The sequence below is a fragment of the Hymenobacter roseosalivarius DSM 11622 genome, from assembly GCF_900176135.1.
GTDB classification, from domain to species: domain Bacteria; phylum Bacteroidota; class Bacteroidia; order Cytophagales; family Hymenobacteraceae; genus Hymenobacter; species Hymenobacter roseosalivarius.
Window position 1 is genome coordinate 1 of the sequence record NZ_FWWW01000048.1, and the last position, 16,837, is coordinate 16,837.

At 53.6% G+C, this 16,837-nt stretch carries 12 protein-coding genes; 7 read left to right on the forward strand and 5 right to left on the reverse strand.

What is annotated here, in order from left to right; genetic code table 11:
• Positions 1-193: 193 nt before the first annotated feature.
• The 5 genes from B9A24_RS04875 to B9A24_RS04895 form a co-directional block, all read right to left on the reverse strand.
• Positions 194-1,474: a M16 family metallopeptidase gene (locus tag B9A24_RS04875; RefSeq protein ID WP_084444058.1), complete on the reverse strand. Its 1,281-nt coding sequence runs from the start codon at positions 1,472-1,474 to the stop codon at positions 194-196.
• Positions 1,475-1,482: 8 nt separating this feature from the next.
• Positions 1,483-2,700 (reverse strand): type IX secretion system outer membrane channel protein PorV, encoded by a 1,218-nt coding sequence (gene porV / locus B9A24_RS04880; RefSeq protein WP_084444059.1) that lies wholly within the window; start codon positions 2,698-2,700, stop codon positions 1,483-1,485.
• 46 nt (positions 2,701-2,746) lie between these two features.
• Positions 2,747-6,703, reverse strand: a complete 3,957-nt coding sequence (gene porU / locus B9A24_RS04885; protein ID WP_084444060.1) for a type IX secretion system sortase PorU — start codon at positions 6,701-6,703, stop codon at positions 2,747-2,749.
• Between the two features lie 117 nt (positions 6,704-6,820).
• Positions 6,821-7,510, reverse strand: coding sequence for a CDP-alcohol phosphatidyltransferase family protein (locus tag B9A24_RS04890; RefSeq protein WP_084444061.1), 690 nt, complete (start codon positions 7,508-7,510; stop codon positions 6,821-6,823).
• Between the two features lie 19 nt (positions 7,511-7,529).
• Positions 7,530-8,165 (reverse strand): MBL fold metallo-hydrolase, encoded by a 636-nt coding sequence (locus tag B9A24_RS04895; protein WP_084444062.1) that lies wholly within the window; start codon positions 8,163-8,165, stop codon positions 7,530-7,532.
• A 781-nt stretch (positions 8,166-8,946) separates the two neighbouring features.
• On the opposite strand from B9A24_RS04895, the gene B9A24_RS04905 reads away from it, so the two are divergent.
• The 7 genes from B9A24_RS04905 to B9A24_RS04935 all read left to right on the forward strand — a co-directional run bounded on the left by B9A24_RS04905 (position 8,947) and on the right by B9A24_RS04935 (position 16,787).
• On the forward strand, positions 8,947-10,047 hold the full coding sequence (locus B9A24_RS04905) for an NAD(P)/FAD-dependent oxidoreductase (RefSeq protein WP_084444064.1): 1,101 nt from the start codon (positions 8,947-8,949) through the stop codon (positions 10,045-10,047).
• A gap of 47 nt (positions 10,048-10,094) precedes the next feature.
• Positions 10,095-13,358, forward strand: coding sequence for a PD40 domain-containing protein (locus tag B9A24_RS04910; RefSeq protein WP_159451944.1), 3,264 nt, complete (start codon positions 10,095-10,097; stop codon positions 13,356-13,358).
• Between the two features lie 224 nt (positions 13,359-13,582).
• Positions 13,583-14,224: a heme exporter protein CcmB gene (locus B9A24_RS04915; RefSeq protein ID WP_084444066.1), complete on the forward strand. Its 642-nt coding sequence runs from the start codon at positions 13,583-13,585 to the stop codon at positions 14,222-14,224.
• Between the two features lie 161 nt (positions 14,225-14,385).
• On the forward strand, positions 14,386-15,057 hold the full coding sequence (locus B9A24_RS04920; RefSeq protein ID WP_084444158.1) for a cytochrome c biogenesis protein: 672 nt from the start codon (positions 14,386-14,388) through the stop codon (positions 15,055-15,057).
• On the forward strand, positions 15,038-15,265 hold the full coding sequence (locus tag B9A24_RS04925) for a CcmD family protein (protein WP_200813867.1): 228 nt from the start codon (positions 15,038-15,040) through the stop codon (positions 15,263-15,265). Before B9A24_RS04920 ends, B9A24_RS04925 begins: the two co-directional genes overlap by 20 nt.
• Before the next feature lie 85 nt (positions 15,266-15,350).
• A complete protein-coding gene (locus B9A24_RS04930) occupies positions 15,351-15,779 on the forward strand; it encodes a cytochrome c maturation protein CcmE domain-containing protein (protein ID WP_084444067.1) in 429 nt (142 codons plus the stop codon).
• Between the two features lie 105 nt (positions 15,780-15,884).
• Positions 15,885-16,787 carry a hypothetical protein gene (locus tag B9A24_RS04935; protein ID WP_143434763.1) on the forward strand — a complete coding sequence of 301 codons (903 nt, stop codon included), beginning with the start codon at positions 15,885-15,887 and terminating at the stop codon, positions 16,785-16,787.
• Positions 16,788-16,837 lie beyond the last annotated feature (50 nt).

Sequence of the window (16,837 nt, forward strand, 5' to 3'; positions counted from 1 at the left end):
GTTTTGGGCTCGCATTGAAGATGCTCGGGCAGGATATCTAGCAATCTTATTTAGTATTACCCTTCATATTACTCAAATAAGCGAATGTATAGTCATATGTAATAAGAGCCCCGGCAGCGTAACGTGTCGGGGCTCTTATTACAACAACTGGGAACTGATGATGGTATAGGTTTAGGAGCTTTGAAGCCAAACTTCATTTAACTGGTCCAGCAACTACCTCTATCATGTTCTCAGGTGATAAGTATGTCTGGGCTAATTGCTGTAGTTCATCTGAACTCACCAAATTAATTTGTCTTAAAAAGTCAGAATAGTGAGTGTTTGGTAGTCCAAGTAACACAACTGTTTTATACTTATCGCATTGCTCGAAGACTGTGCTGAGCTCATTAGCGAACTTTCCCGCCATATAGGTTTTTACGGTTTGTAATTCCTCAATAGGAATAGACTCGTCTTGCAATCGGCGTAATTCATTATGCACCTCTTCGATTGCTGCTTCAGCACTGGCTGCATTGACGTCAGTACCAATGACAAACATGCTTGCATGTTCACGAGGAGCTATACTTGAATAGATGCCATAAGTAAACCCTTTGTCCTCCCTAATATTTTTCATTAAACGAGACCCAAAGTAGCCCCCCAATACCTTGACTAATACTTGTAAATGATGTGCGTCAGGGTGGGTAGGGCTTGGCCACAAGCGTCCGATTCGTAGCGATGCTTGTAGGCTTTGCTCCACAGTGACATAATCGTGTTGTGCAACTGTTAAGATATGAGGTTCATCTTGCTCTGCTGATTCTTGATGATCAGCAGAACCCTGGCCGAAGGCTCGGGCAACGAGTTGTTCGTGCCGGTCTGAAATGTCACCGCAGAGGAATATTTCTGCAGAGCCTATTTGATAAAATGTACGATAAAATGCCTTGACTATGTCGGGGGTAAGCTTCTTAAATGAATTTTCATCGAAGGTTACGCCATAGGGATAGCTATTGCCAAATAGATTATGAGAGAAACGTTCGGCAGCCAAGTAACTGGTTTTTTGCCGCTCAATTCGCACATTTTGAACAGTACGTGATTTTAGTAACTCAAACTCGGTAGTCGGAAAAGTTGCCTCTGTAGCAACATCTTGCACAAGTGGTAAGAGGACTTCAATATGGCGAGTAAGACAATACAGAGTAAGGGCAGTACGATCAAAGCCTTGTTCACACTCAAGTGAAGCGCCATAAAAAGCTACGGTATCGGCAATTTGGCGGGCTGTGCGGCTGCTAGTGCCCTCGAGAAGCATGCGCGCAGCAAGAAGTGATACACCGAGTTGTGGTTCATACCATTTACCAGCCGGAAACACTATCTGTAGCCGGATGACGGGTTGCGCATCGTTGCGCAATATGTGCAGACGAGCGCCATTAGGGAGTGAAAGCACGTCAGCCGCGGGCAGTATTACACTGGCCAGCGGCTGAACGGGAGGAGCGACTTGACGGTCGAGCATAGAAATGGTTAGTTGGTAGGGGAGGCGTCGTTGCCGAAAGCTTCTTCCAGCTTATTAAAGTTAAAGTGTAACGATACCCGAATAGTTTGGGCCAATGGATTCGCGCGGGAGTTTGGTACTAGATAAGCACCATCAATTCCGAATACCTGGAAGCGCCCCCCTAAACCTAAGCTAAGGTAGCGTCGGTCGCCTTTATCAGGGTTTTCATAAAAATACCCTACACGGGCCATCAACAAATCCTTGTACGTGTACTCGAGACCAGTGGAAAGGTTGATTTCTTGTAGCTCTTCTGAAAAGCCACCTGGTGCGTCGCCAAAGGAAGTGGTAATCGCACTAACAACGCCTTGCTGTCTTCTTTTTTCATTTTCTGCGTCGCGGCGTAGTAGATAGGCTTGCTGACTAGCATTGTCTGTAGGTACATTATCCTCATAGTAAGGGCTAGGCACTAATAGTTTAGTACCATCGAGGGTTAGGGTAAGCTTATTATAAGGATCAAGTTCGCGGGTGATGGCCGTTCCCAGCTTTATGTTCATAGGTAGAAAGTCAGCCTGGTTAGCATCGGTATAAGTCATTTTGTTACCGATGTTGGCAATCGAGGCACCCAGCGCCAGGTTATAGGCTCCACCACCGATGCTCAGGTCACGGGTATAATAGGTGCCCAAGTCGACAGCCAGAGCATTTCCAGGCTTGGAATCACCACCGCTAGTGGGCCCAACAAGGTTGGAGCGAATATAGCGTGCAGTCACGCCCACCCCCAGATACTCGCTGAGCTTTTGCCCGTAGGATAAAGCAAAAGCGTACTCCTTTGGGTTAAACTCTCCTTCTGGCTGGTTAGCAGCCGAGCGTAGGGCAATGCTTCCTAAATCGAAGTACAGGAGGGAGGCGGAAATAGCGGCGCGCTGGTTGAGTTTAGAATAGCCGGATAAATAAGCTAAACCCATATCATCAGTGATGGAGCGTAACCACGGCGTGTACGAGGGCGATACGCTGTATTGATTCGGTACGAAGCCTAACTTGCCTGCATTGTAATAAGCTGAGTTAGCGTCGGGGGAAGTTGCTACGCCAGCCTCGCCAAGAGCAGCGCCCCGTGAGTCAGGGCTGATCGTGAGAACTGGAACTGCGGTGGTAATGACTTTCGAGTTAGTAATTTGGGCCGTGGCCACAAAGGACAAACCCAGCAAACCGGGGAGAAGCGCATAGCGCAGTGGCAGCTTCGACAAGAGCATATAATCGGGAAAAGATGGGCTGAAAGATAAACGTGAGGCCAGTAAGTTAATTCAGAAGAACTAGTTTTTCGTATTTGGAAGCAGTAGAGCCATCACGCGGAGAACGGACGCTGACCCGGAAGATGTACACACCACGAGCTAACTGATCATTAAACTCATCTCGTCCATCCCAGGTGACATCGCCAAGGTGCGAACTGCTACCGATGGCTGTCATGCGCAAAGTGCGAACCAATTTACCCGATACCGTAAAGATCTGTACCTGAATATCTAAATCGTCGCCGGTACGGTTGTGATCAAAATGAAAGGCAGTGGAGCCAGAGAATGGATTGGGGTAGTTAAGTACATGATTGAGCGCCAACTTCTCGGTGCGGGCCGCAATAAACTCAATTTCTTTTTCGGCGGAGTTATTAAAGGTATCCCAAGCCTTCACGCGCAACAGATGGGGACCGGGGGTTAAGTCTTTAAATAGATAACGAACTCGCCCGACCTGAAAGCTATCAACCTCGGCTGTATAATAATCGTTTAGAACGACGAGTTGGCTCACATCATTATCCAGCGTGGCCGTTATTTCGTGGCCAATACCAGAGCCCGCCGTGTTAATGCCGTTCTCGTCGCGCAAACGACTGATAAGCGTGGTAGATGTGCCGGTAAGCCCGCCAAATACGAACGATTCCGTGTCCATGAACAAACGAATGTCTGGTGGTATCGTGTCGGTAGCAGCTTTGTCTAAAACGCCCCCCACAACTAAGTTGGTAGCGCCGCTGGCATCGGTTCGCCGAATGGTGTCGGCGGCATAAAGGCTTATTTTACCCTGGCCGAAGCTGTAATTAATATCCTTGGGCACAACGAAGGTGAGCTTGAACTCACCGTTGCGCACGCTGGCCTGCCCATCGTAGATGATATCGCGCTGCACCGCTATCGTAGGCCGGCCATCATTTATTTCATTGCCAAGTAAGGTAACGGCTGCTGGCTTATCAAACACGGTTACCTGTACTTTGCCTATGAAACCAGCATCGATGGTGCCAGCAGCTGTTGTTACATCGCCAGCCAACTCTACGCGTGAGAGGGCGCGGAGTGTATCCGTCGCATTGATTAGCTTCCCATTCAACTGCCGAATAGCCGCCGACTGCTCTGGATAAGCTAAGCGCGCCGAAGGATCACCGAGAAGGGAAAAATTTCGATTATTGTCGCCGGCCTGGCTACCGTTTTTGGTGAGCGCCATGACATCTCCCAAGCGGGGTATACGACCGTTGACAGGCGCAAACACGACGGCAAAGAAGCGCTCATTTAAAAAGCGATTGAACGTAGAGATAACTACGCGGGTAGTCGTCAGCAAGCCAATAGCACCACCCATCACATTGGTGAGCGCAACCTCCCCAGCCGAATCAAATTCGGGGTTATCATAGGTGCCAAAGTCGCAGGTAGCGGTGAGCATAAAGGTAGGGCGCGTCACGTTTTTTAAATTTAAAACGCCCGATTTGGTTAGTATCTGCTCGTCAGCCCATCCCGTTATTCCTCCGTGGCCCGCATAATTAACAAGAAGCGACCCTTGCTCAATGGCTTCCTCGATGGCGCGGCTGGCACCAGGCGAATTTTGCCCCCCGGCACCGGCTACCTGCGGGTACATATCGAGGTAAACCTTGTGCACGTTGTAGGCCGGGCGGCGCGTCAGCAAGTCATTAGCCAACGGCTCGGTAGATGACAATACGTGCTCATTGGCGTCGCCATCATCGGCAACAAAGGTGAGGCGGTTGCGCCACTTGCCATACGCGGCCGGCGAGTCGTAGGTAATAAGCTTATCCACCACCAGCTTGGCCTGAGCAGTAGAGCGAGGCTGATCGGCGGGCGTGCGCACGGGCAGGCGTCCAATACCAATGTCCAGTCCTTCGCTGATGGGGCGGCCGCCTTCATCCCACCGGCCCTCATCGTCATCTAACAGGCCGAAATAATCGTCGGAGGAGTAGGAAAGGGCAGGTGCGCCGGGGCGAGGAAAAACGAGGTTGAATGACTCGCGCGACTCATACACCGGCACGAAGTTCTGATTGATTCTGTCGATGCCTGGCGAACCACTTTCAGATAGGCGCCGCTGTTTCCACCAAGTAGGAACTTTGGTCAGATCGTTAGTAGGGTCTGATTTATAGTCATATGAAGCGTCGCCGAAAAGCAGGAGCATGGCGCGCTTGCCAGTCGGCGTTCGGTCATAAATCATCTTCATAAAGTCGCGGATGGCCGTTACATCCTGACCGCCGGAGCTGAATTCGTTGTAGATCTGCTCAGTAATTACCACGGCTACATTCAGCTTATCGGCTGATCGGGCGGGGTTACGCCGATATTCGGCCAAGCGCTCGGCTTCCGCCAAAAACAGCGGGTGCGTGACGATGATAAAGTCTAGTCGCCCGTCGAGGTTTAGGGCGTGCAGGTTTTGGGGCGCTACCCGGCCAAAGCTGCGCGGCACTTCAAAGCTGCTGCCCGAGAAGGCCACGAACTCGCGCAGAGAATCGGTAGGGGCCACAAGAGTGCCACTGGCATCAAGTGGGCGAGCTATCGGGCGGCGCGGGTTGGTGACATCCCACACCGTAGCGGCAGTTGCATTCGCAAGCGTAAAGCGACTGACTGCCCCCACAGCGATATTCTCAAACGAGCGAAATTCGAGCTGGGGCGCTACGAAGCGCAGCTGCCGCTGGGCGTTCAGCTCCAAATAATCCAGGTAGCCGGCGGCGGAGGGGCTGTTGGCATTATAAGTCAGAGATACCCGCAAATCAGCGGTGCCCGGCGCTGGCGCGGCCGCCGTGAGCAAACTGGTGTTCGCTATTTCAGGAAAGAAATTGGAACTGTAGCCGGCTACCGACTGCGAAGTTACATTTTGCCCCCCAATGCTGATCTGGAAGCTGGAAGCGCTGTTTGACGCGGCCGCTACCGAAGAAGTCAGCTGTACGGACGAGCCAGGTACGAGGTCGGGAATGGTAAACGGAATTTCCTGGCGCCCACCTGACTCAAACTTCTCGCCCAGCCATTGCCGCCCCGATTTAAGTAGGTTAATCAGATCAATTTCGTGAAACTTCCGCTCCGCGAAGGTCGTGATGGTGGCCGTTGGTGCAGCTGTTACGAGCGGAGCTGCAGCTACCCGCTTGCCTGCCACCGAGCCAACGGTTACAAAATAGTAGGCAGTATCGGTGTACAGATGGTAGGAATGGCGGAAGCGGTTAACGGTTGGTGCTTCCCGCTCCCAGGTGTGCGGGCCACGGGCGTAGAACAGCACGTACTCGTTGTCATTGAAGGTGGCGTCGTTGTTGTCGTTGGCCACAAAAATGGCGTTTTCAACCAGGTCGTCGGGCCGATAGGTACTGTTGGGCTGTGGGAGCATGCCTGTAGCGTTGCCGTAAAGCTGGAGGCGGCGCGGGTCCAGCGTCTGCGGATTGAGGCCCATGGCGGCTAAGGCAGCTTTATCCAACTTATACATGCCGCTGGCCGGTACACCGATCTTAAACCATTCACCCTGCCGCAATACCGAGGCGGTGGGGTGCGACCGGCCGCCCCGAGCGGCGGTAGCGGGGGCCGTCACGTAAGCGTACTCGAAAGAGATTAGCCGCTCTGCCTGCCCGGTCTGGGCGTTGCGCCGCACGGGCTGAAGCGTAAGAAAACTCACGGTAGCGCGCAGCTCCGTCGTGGTCCGTAAGCTTAGGGTAGGCTCGGGGGGCAAATTTGCCGCCGTCAGAAGGGCAGCGTCGGCGGCAGGAAAAGGTTCGTAAACGGCACGGCGAAGCTGGCCGCTAGCTACCCGACCAATAAGGCGTAGCGTGTACGTACCGACGCGGTCGGTAGGGGTATAGGTGGCACCCCGAAAAGAAGGTGTGCGGCTGGCTTGCCCGGCCCGCGTGTACACGGTCTCGGAGCCCTGCCACTCCACGGTGGCTTGCACTGTCTGCTCGGTGGCCTGGGCCTGCGCAGTCTTCGCAAAGCCCGCCAACCCCCAAATGAGCAGCAGTAGCCGAAAAAAGCGCATAAACGTGTAAAGCGATAGAAAGCGGATAAGCGGGAAATAAAAACCGTGGGCGAGCCGGCCAACTACATAACTACCAGCAGGTACAAATATTGTGATAAGCAGTTTCACGCCAGCAAATCATCCAAAAGAAGGTCGGAACAAGGACAGCAGCACATACAGCAGAATGATAAGCGGGATGGCCGCTGCCTGCAAAACTACCAGCAGAATCATCGATATGATTAGAAACAGGAAACGCACCGAGTTGTCCTGCCAGCGCAGGTTCTTAAACTTCAACGCGAACAGTGGCAGCTCCGCTACCAGCAAGCCTGACAACAGCAGCGTCAGGCCAAGCAGCCCCCACGGATTCAGGATAAGCGGTGTCAGATGGTAGGTGTCGTAGGTCAGAATAAGGGGTAGAGAAGCCACCACCAGCGTGCAGGCTGGTGTGGGCAAGCCAATGAAAGAGGTAGTCTGGCGGGTGTCGTTGTTGAACTTCGCTAGGCGTAAGGCTGAGAATACCGTCAGGATGAAGCCGGCGTAGGGCAGCCACTCGGGCAGTAAATTTGCCCCCCGGCCCAACAGATAATACAGCATAGCGCCCGGCACCACGCCAAACGAAACCATATCGGCCAACGAATCGAGGTCTTTACCAATGGGCGAGCTGGCGTGCAGCGCGCGGGCCACTAAGCCATCGGCGAAATCAAAAACGGCGGCCAGGCCCACCAAATAAGCGGCCAGCTCCAAATGGCCGGCAAAGACGCTGCAAAGCGCCAGACAGCCCGCAAATAGATTGAGACAAGTAATAGCGTTGGGCAAATGATTCTTCATGCGAAGCAAAGAAACGACGTTAGCGCAAGAATGGATTGGAACGCCGTTCGGTCCCAATAGTAGTAGCCGGCCCATGCCCAGGGTAGACCGTTACCGAATCAGGTAGAGTAAGGAGTTGGGTGCGAATGCTTTCGATGAGCGTATCATAATTTCCCCCCGGCAAATCGGTGCGGCCGATGCTGCCCTGAAATAGCACGTCGCCGCCAATAACGACTTGCGTTGGCTCGTGATAAAACACGACGTGGCCGGGCGCGTGGCCAGGGGCGAAGCGCACCTCCAGGGTGGTTTCGCCGAAGGTGATAGGTTCACCGGGCGTTAAAAACCCAGTAGGCTCAGCCGGGTTATAGTGCGGAAAGCCATAGCTGGGCGCGTAGGTAGGCACGGCCCGCAGAACGCTTAGGTCGGCTTCGTGAATAAGAAAAGAAACCTGAAAGGTGTCGATAATAAATTGATTGCCAAATACATGATCGATGTGGCAATGGGTGTTCAGTAGCAATACAACCTGCAAGCCCTCGGATTCAATAAAGGCTTTCAATGCTTGTTGCTCGGCCTTTTCGTAACAGCCAGGGTCGATGACGACGCATTGCTTGGTCGCATCATGCAGCAGGTAGGTGTTTTCGGAAAAAGCGTTGAACGTGAAACCAGATACGATCATAGAGCTACTAAATGGGAACCGGCGCGGGCCGAATGTACTTGGGAGGGTAAGTTACGAGACGCGGCGCGAAGTTGCGGTGGACGTAGGCGGAGGGCATTAAAACAAGTGAGGTCTGAATAGATTGCTCAGGCTTCACTTGTTTTGAAGTTGAGCGAAAAGCAGACCTTACCCATCAATTTTCATTCACGCCATGGTCCCTGATCTGTTTTTCACCACAATTTGGTATGGGGTGGCTTATCTAACCAGAAATAATAGAGCAAGCCGTATAAGCTGCCCCCAACCCCGAAGCTGATAGCAGTCATAAATTTGTTAGCCTCGCCAGACAAATTTATGATGGGATCGGAGCTGCTCACTAACCCTAATGTGATAATTACCGCGAGCAAGGTTCCTAGTACCATTGATAACCACCATGTGTGGGGTTTAGAGCAGCGAAAAGATATAAAGTGTATCCCGACAAATGGGAAATAGATCCACCAATGATATAATATCATATTAAAAAATATATAAACTGCTTCAGAGTAAACCGCAGAAGTATTAACACGACTGGCCAGCAAAGACGATACTGCCAAGGACAGGGCTATAGCCAGCATAACCTTGAAAAATGTTTTCATACATGCACAAAGCTTAATTGAGTATGGTTAGTTAGTGACTCCTATGCAAGAGTAGTTGCTGCCTATTAAAGTAGTGCCGTTAAATAGTTGCTAGCTCAACACTAACACAAATCTTCAGTATTGAAAGTACTGCTATAATTAAATGGGCTACTGCCTATTTCTACCCCCCAATGACTCCTTACGACTATCTTATCCTCGGTCACGGCCTGGCCGGTGCCACCCTGGCCTACGAGCTGCGGCAGCGTGGCCACGCGGTATTGGTGCTCGACGAACCCCGGCCCGATTCAGCCTCCAACGTAGCCGCTGGGCTGATGAACCCTGTAACCGGCCAGCGTTTTGCTCTCACTTGGCTAGCCGACGAATTGCTACCCGCGGCGGCTGTTTTTTACCGAAAGCTGGAGGCTGAATTTAAGCAGCAGTTCTTCTTCGAAACGCCCATTCTCAAGTTGTTTTCCTCCGTTAAGGAGCAGAACGCCATTCTGGCCCGCAGCGCCGATCAGCCCTGGGGGGCATTTGTCGAGAAAATAAGCACGGATTTACCGCTCATACCTGGGGTGAAAACGGGTCTGGGGGGCATTTTTATTCGCCGCTGCGGTTACGTAGCCGTGCGCGAAATGCTGGCAGCTCTTGCCGCCGCCGGATTGCAGAACGGTTGGCTGCGGCACGAAACTTTTACCTGGAATGAGCTTGTTGTCGACCCGGCCGGCGTGACTTACAAAGGCGCGATACAGGCGCGTCATTTGGTTTGTTGCGAAGGCGCTGCCGCTATGCGGAATCCGTACTTTAGTTGGCTACCAATTATAGCCACCCAAGGAGAGGTTCTGGACGTGCAATGCCAGGGGTTGTCGATGGAACAGGTGCTGAATAAAGGCGGCTACGTGGTGCCGCTCGGCGCTGGGCAGTTTCGGGTAGGCGCTACGTACCGCTGGCCGCCTTTTCCCTTTCCCTTGGGCATCACCGAAGAAGCCCGGACGGAGCTTCGGCAGCGCTTCGCGGAGATGTCTGATCAGCCTTTTCAAGTAGTTGATCAGCGGGCGGGCATACGGCCCGCCGTGCGCGACCGAAAACCCTTGCTGGGCAGGCATCCAGCCTGGCCGGTTTTGAGTATATTTAATGGCTTCGGCTCCAAAGGCGTAATGCTGGCCCCGCGGCTGGCAACCCATTTTGCCAACGTGCTGGAAGGCACCGAAGCGCTTTGGCCCGAGGTCAATATTTCGCGGTATCATTCGTTGTATATTTCCGTACCTACTGAGGTCGGCGTTTCTTCCTGATTTTCTGCCCTTTTGCTTTCTATATGAAGCACCTATCCTTTTCTATAATGCGCCGATTTTGGGTAGTTGGGGCACTGCTGCTGGGCGTACTGCTGGAAGCTGGCGAGGCGCAGGCCCAAACCGCCCAGGAGCAGTTCGGGCGCGTGCGCATCCAGTACAAGAGTTTTGACTGGCAGCTGTTCAGCACCCAGAACTTCAATATCTACTACTACGCCGGCGGCGAAACCACCGCTCGCCGGGCCGCCGAGTACGCCGAAAAGGAGCTGCAGCGCGTTTCTTCCCTTATCGGCTACTACCCGTATTCCAAGACCACGCTCATGCTCTATAACTCCGTGGGCGACCTGCGGCAGAGCAATATTGGCTTGGATAGCGACAAATATCAAACCGGTGGCGAGACCTCGCTGCTGCGCATGAATAAGGTGCAAATCGCCTTCCAGGGCCAGCAAACGTTGTTTAAGCGCGATGTTAGCTCCCAGATTACGCGGGTCCTGCTCAACGACATGATGTATGGCGGCTCGCTGAAGGAAGTTATTCAGAGCACCTACTTATTACAGCTGCCTGAGTGGTTTATTGCCGGAGCATCGTCGTACGCCGCCGAGGGCTGGAGCGTGGAGATGGACGACTACATGCGCGATATGACGCAGCAGTACGAGGGCACCAAAACAGCTCCCTTCTTCCTGCGCAATCCGCAGCTGGCGGGCCAGAGCGTCTGGAATTATATCGCGGAGCGCTACGGCTACACCACCATTCAGAATATTCTGAACCTCACGCGCATTACCCGCGACGTGGAGGTCGGTATCAGCAGCTCGCTGAATGTACCTTATAAGGTCTTTTTGCGTGATTGGCTGGCTTACTACCGCCAGCTGAATGCTCAGCCAGTGGTTCCGCTCGTGCTGCCCGATGAGAAAAACCAGATCGTAAGCAATAACCGGAAAGCGGTGCTCTATTCGCAGCCGGTGCTGAGCCCCAATGGGCAGCGGCTGGCGTACGTGGCTAATGACCGGGGTCGCTACCGGGTGTTCACTGTTAATCGCAATGGCTCCGGGCGGAAAGCTATTCACCGTGGAGGCTATAAAACGCCTGACCAGCAGGTAGAAACCCGGCTGCCGGTGCTGGCCTGGCGCGGCAACGGCCAGGTAGCCATGGCTGAGATGGACAAAGGCTACATGTCGCTGCGCCTGCGCCCTGCCGACGCGGGTGTGCTAAGTAGCGTGGTAGCCAATTTGCGGGAGGCCCTGCCTTTCAACAAAGGAGGCTCGTCCATTTTTCAGCCCTTCTCCCAGGTGCTCGATTTGGCGTATTCGCCCGATGGCAAGTCGTTGGTGTTCAGCGGTACGCGTGGGGGGCAAAATGACTTGTATCTGTTGCGGGCCGGCAACCGCACGCCCGAGCGTATCACCAACGATTTGTTCGACGACGTGCAGCCCATCTTCCTGCCCAATGGCGCAGGTATCGTGTTCAGCTCCAACCGCTGGGCCGATGGATCGGCCGAAGGTAACTTTGCCAGCGTCGTCAATAACTACGACCTGTTCCTGTATCACCTCGATGGGCGCGAGCAGCCGGTTGAGTCATTGGTGAGCACGATTTCCAATGAAGGTCGGCCCCGAGCAGTGTCTGATACCGAGATTCTGTATCTGGGCGAAGAAAGCGGGGTGCGTAGCCTTTACCGCTTCTCGCTTACCACCCGCCAGCGGACGGCCGCGAGTAACTTCTCGACCAACCTCAAGGACTTCGACTTCAACGCTGGTACGGGCGCGCTGGGCTTCGTAGCCGCCGACCGTGCCCGCGACATGGTGTATGTGTACTCCGCGTATGCCTTGCCGGAGAATATGACGTTGGCCAAAACAGCTCGTCAGGAAATTCTGGAAGGGCGGTCGGCTCCGCCGCCACCCGCCCCGGCTCCCACGCCCGTACCCGCGCCGCTGCCGGATTCAACCTCTTCCACTATTGCCGGCCAGCCTGGGGGGCAAATTCCTGCTGATTCGACGGCTACGCCGCCACAACCGCAGGTTGCCCAGAAGGCGGAAGAGCCCATCAACACCAGCAACTACGAGTTTGATGAGGACGCGCCCACTCGGACCAATGCGCGACGGCGCTCGGCCACGGCCGCCAACCTGCCCACGGCGCCCCCGGCCGATGCCTTCGCTCTGACTGGTCCTTACCGTTACAGCCCACAGTTTAGTATCGACAATGTCGTGTCGTCGGTGTATGTAGATCCGTTGCTGGGCTTTGGCCTGATCGGGCAGGCTAATATGACGGACCTATTTGAAAATCAGCGTATTCAGGCGGGTATCTTCGGTCTTACTGATCTGAAGACCAGTAATATATACGCGGAGTACACCGACCTGCGCCGCCGCTACGACTGGAGCATACGCTACCAGAAACAGGCTTACTTCTTCGATCTTACTGGTCTGGGCCGCACCCGCTACGGCCGTCATGAGGTAGCGCCTACTATTGCTTACCCGCTTACGCACAACCTGAGCGTACGGGGCGGGCCGCGCTTCGTGAACGTGAACCGGACGCTGATCAACGTGTTTGATGACTCGCTGGATGTAAACCGTAATTATCTGGGCGCGACCGGCGAGTTGGTGTATGATAATGCCATTGCCACCGGCGTCAATATGCTGCAAGGCACGCGCATGAAGGTGGGCATCATGAAGCTGAATAACCTGGACGACCAAACGCAGAACTTCGGCAAGATCTACGTGGATCTGCGTCATTACCAGAAGATTCACCGGCAGATTATCTGGGCCAACCGCGCCAGCTACGGCCAATTCTTCGGCGACACGCGGCAGCAGTTCCGCCTCGGCGGCATGGATAACTGGCTGAACAGCGATTACCAGGACGACCAGCGCATTCTGCCCTCTACCTATGACCCCACGCAGATGTTTTACCAGCAGTTTGTGACCAATCTGCGCGGTTTTGGCTACAGCAAGCGCGTAGGTCCGAAGTATGTGCTGTTCAACTCTGAGCTGCGGGTGCCCATCATTCAATACATCACACGCAAACCCGTTGAGTCAGGGTTCTTCCGCAACTTACAGTTGACCGCTTTTGCTGATGCCGGCTCGGCTTACTCCGGCCCGAACCCGTTCAACGAAAACAATTCCTTCAACACCCAGATAGTGGGCGGCAATGGCAACGCCTTCTCGGCTACCGTCGTCAACTTCCGCAATCCTTTGCTCGTGGGCTACGGCTTCGGTATTCGGACCACCTTACTAGGCTTTTACGGAAAAGGAGATATCGCCTGGGGTCAGGAAGACTTTAATCAACTGGGACCTAAGCTGTACTTTACGCTCGGCTACGACTTCTAAAGTTGAAGGCTGGAAACCTCGTTTTTAAGCTAAAATACATTGCAAAAAGCCCCCCGGAAATAATCTGGGGGGCTTTTTTTGGCCCTTCATTATTTAGCTGCCCGCATGGCCTACTCCCTAAACATCAAGCCCGAAGCAGTAAAAACCAACAGCCAGCGACTATCTTTGTGGTCCCATTCACTAGTCCCGTGGCCGTGTTGCTCCTTCGTGAGATTTGGTATTTAATGCAGAAGGATTTTCGTCTGGAATGGCGGCAGCGGGCGGCGCTGAATGGCATGCTGCTTTACGTAGGCAGCACCGTATTTGTGTGTTACCTCAGCTTTGCGCTGCGTGGGGGGCAATTACCGGCTCCGGCCTGGAACGCGCTGTTTTGGATCATCCTGCTTTTTACGGCGGTGAACGCGGCCGCTAAAGGCTTCCTGCAGGAAAGTCGGGGCCGTCTGCTTTACTACTATACGCTGGTGCGGCCCCAGGCCGTGATTCTGGCCAAAATCGCCTACAACGCGGTGTTGCTGCTGGGCTTAGCGCTGGTTGGCTTTATGCTATATGCCGTAGTGCTGGGCAATCCGGTGCAGGATATGCTGCTCTTCGTAGGTAACGTTGGGCTCGGCGCGGTAGGCTTTGCTACTACGCTTACGCTGGTGTCGGGTATCGCGGCTAAAGCCACGAATAGCAGCACTCTAATGGCCGTACTCGGCTTCCCCATCATGATTCCGATGCTGCTGCTACTCATCAAAGTTTCCAAAAATGCCCTCGATGGGATGGAGTTTGAGGCTAGCAGCGGCTCGCTGCTCACGCTGTTAGCTCTTAATCTGATTGTGACGGCCGTGTCTTACCTGCTGTTTCCTTTTTTGTGGCGCGGCTGATTTTTTGAAGTGAGAGGTGAGATAGGAGAAGTTAGAAAATTGTCCCCTGAAATCGTCACAAACCATTAGGTCAGCTTGTTAGCACAGAGTTGGCTCCAACCACTCACTTCTCTTGTCTCACCTCTCGCTTCTAAATTCCTCAGGTTTTACCTCTCATGTCTATAAAAAGAAACTGGTGGAAAGTGCTGGCCGTGGTGTTGGTGCTGTACACAGTAGTAGCAGGGTTGCTGGCTCCCGTGCCGCGGCTGGATATCCTGAATGAAAGCATTCGCAACCTTTATTTCCATGTGCCGATGTGGTTCGGCATGACCATCATTCTGACCACTTCGGTCGTCTATTCTATCCGCTACCTGCACACGCCCACGGCCCGCCTGGACACGCTGGCGCACGAGTCAGCTAAGACTGGTATTGTGATGGGGTTGCTGGGTCTGGCTACGGGCAGCTTGTGGGCCCGCTACACTTGGGGTGCCTGGTGGACCTCCGATCCGCGCCTGAATGGGGCCGCTATTGCGATGCTTATCTACGGAGCTTATATTGTATTGCGCTCTTCTTTTACTGATGAGCAGCAGCGGGCACGCATCAGCGCCGTGTACAATATCTTTGCGTTCGCGGCGGCCATTCCGCTGCTTTTCGTACTGCCGCGCCTTACCAATTCGCTGCATCCCGGCGCGGGCGGCAACCCTGGCTTCAGCAACTATGACCTGGATAGCAACATGCGCATGGTATTCTATCCCGCCGTCATTGGCTGGACGCTCATTGGCTTTTGGATTACCCAAGTGAGCAGCCGCCTCGAATTTCTTAAACAGAAGATCTATGAAAAACAGCTGGCGTAATGCCTTTTTGCTCCTGCTGACGCTGCTTGCCTCTGCCCTGCGAGCCGCCGCACAAACCGCTGACACGCCCGAAATGGCGGATACGTTGCGCCAAAATGGCAAAATCTACGTGGTTGTAGCCGTGATTCTGATTGTTGTTATCGGGCTGATCGGCTACCTCATTTCCCTCGACCGCAAAGTGAGCCGGCTGGAGAAGGAGATTCGCTAGAAAAAATACTTATCTAAAATTGCTCCCAAGGATTTTTCACCCGGCTTTAGTTGTTCAGATTAACTGACCCCGCCTCTTTCGCAACATGAAAAAAACTCACATTCTCGCCATCGCCGTAATTGCCATCGCTATTGGTATTATTATGAGCGCGGCCGGCGATGCCAGCGTGTATGTATCCTTCAAAGAGGCTCGTGAGCGGGCCGCTGAGGGCAACAGAACCAAAGTACACGTAGTGGGCCGCCTGCCCCGCGATAATCAGAAGAACATTATGGGCCTGGAGTATAACCCTACGCTCGATCCTAACTACTTTGCCTTCACGCTGGTAGATACGAATCGGATTGCGCAGCGGGTCATCTACTTCAATCCAAAGCCCCAGGATTTTGACAAGTCGGAGCAGGTAGTGATTACCGGCGCCATGCGCAACGACATCTTCGTGGCCGACAAGATTTTGCTCAAGTGCCCCTCTAAATATGTGGAGACCGAAGTGAAAGGCGCGACAGCTGCCGTCAATTAACAATTACTAATGAGCAATGAGCAATTAGGGCGGCAGTTAAGAAAAACGCATTTGTGCTTCTGGTTGCGCGTTTTCGTCATCCAATTGCTCATTGCTCACTGCCTATTGTTAACTGCCAAAGCGCAAGTCGTCAACGATGACATTGAGCAGCGCCTTATGCTGGAAGCTGAGCAAACCTTGACCTCCAACACCACCGACTGCACCGTGCAGTGGGCTTGCGTGAATGAGGCGCTGACGGGCAAACGCATTAAGTACCACAACGATCAGTGGTTTGAGTTTACCCCGAAAGCTGCCGGACGCTATTTCGTAAACATTGGGGGGCAAAAATGCCGCGATACGCGTGGGCTGCAGCTGGTTGTCTTAACTGGTGAGCCATGTCAGCCTAGCACGTATGAGGTAATATCCTGCACCTCTCTGGGAACCCAGGACGATGTGTTTTTAACTCTGTCTGGTCTAAAAGCCGGTCAGCGCTACTTGCTGAACGTGGATGGCTACCTGAACGACTTTTGCTCCTTTGCCCTCACCGTGAGCAGGGTACCAAAAGGTTTGCCGGTGGCTGAACCAACAGATGCTGAGGCAGTTTTCACTCCGACGCAACTCGTAACCGTGAGCTGGACCCTACCCGATTCGATTTCTACTACCCGAAGCCATATTCTGCGGCGCGAAGCGCACCAGACACAGGCTACGGCTGTGGGTGAGCAACCCGTGGTACGCACCGTGTATGGCGGTCAGCAGGCCGATTATGCCATTACCGATACGTTGCCCGGCCCCGGCCGCTACCATTACCAGGTAATAACCGCCGCCACCGATGGGCAGCCGCCGGTGATAGTGAGCAGCCGTTGGGTGACGTGGCTGGGAGCGGCGGCGAAAGACAACGCCTACGAAACCATTGCACAAGCCTTACAGTCATCGGCGGCGAAGGCTACTCCTGGCCGCATAAGTGCTGAGCGGCGAAGGCATCAGGCAAGAATGCAGAAGCTCATCAACGCACGCCGCAAAGCAAACTAACGATTGGGCTCTGATCAGGTAATTTTTGTCAGCCGCCTATACATTATATT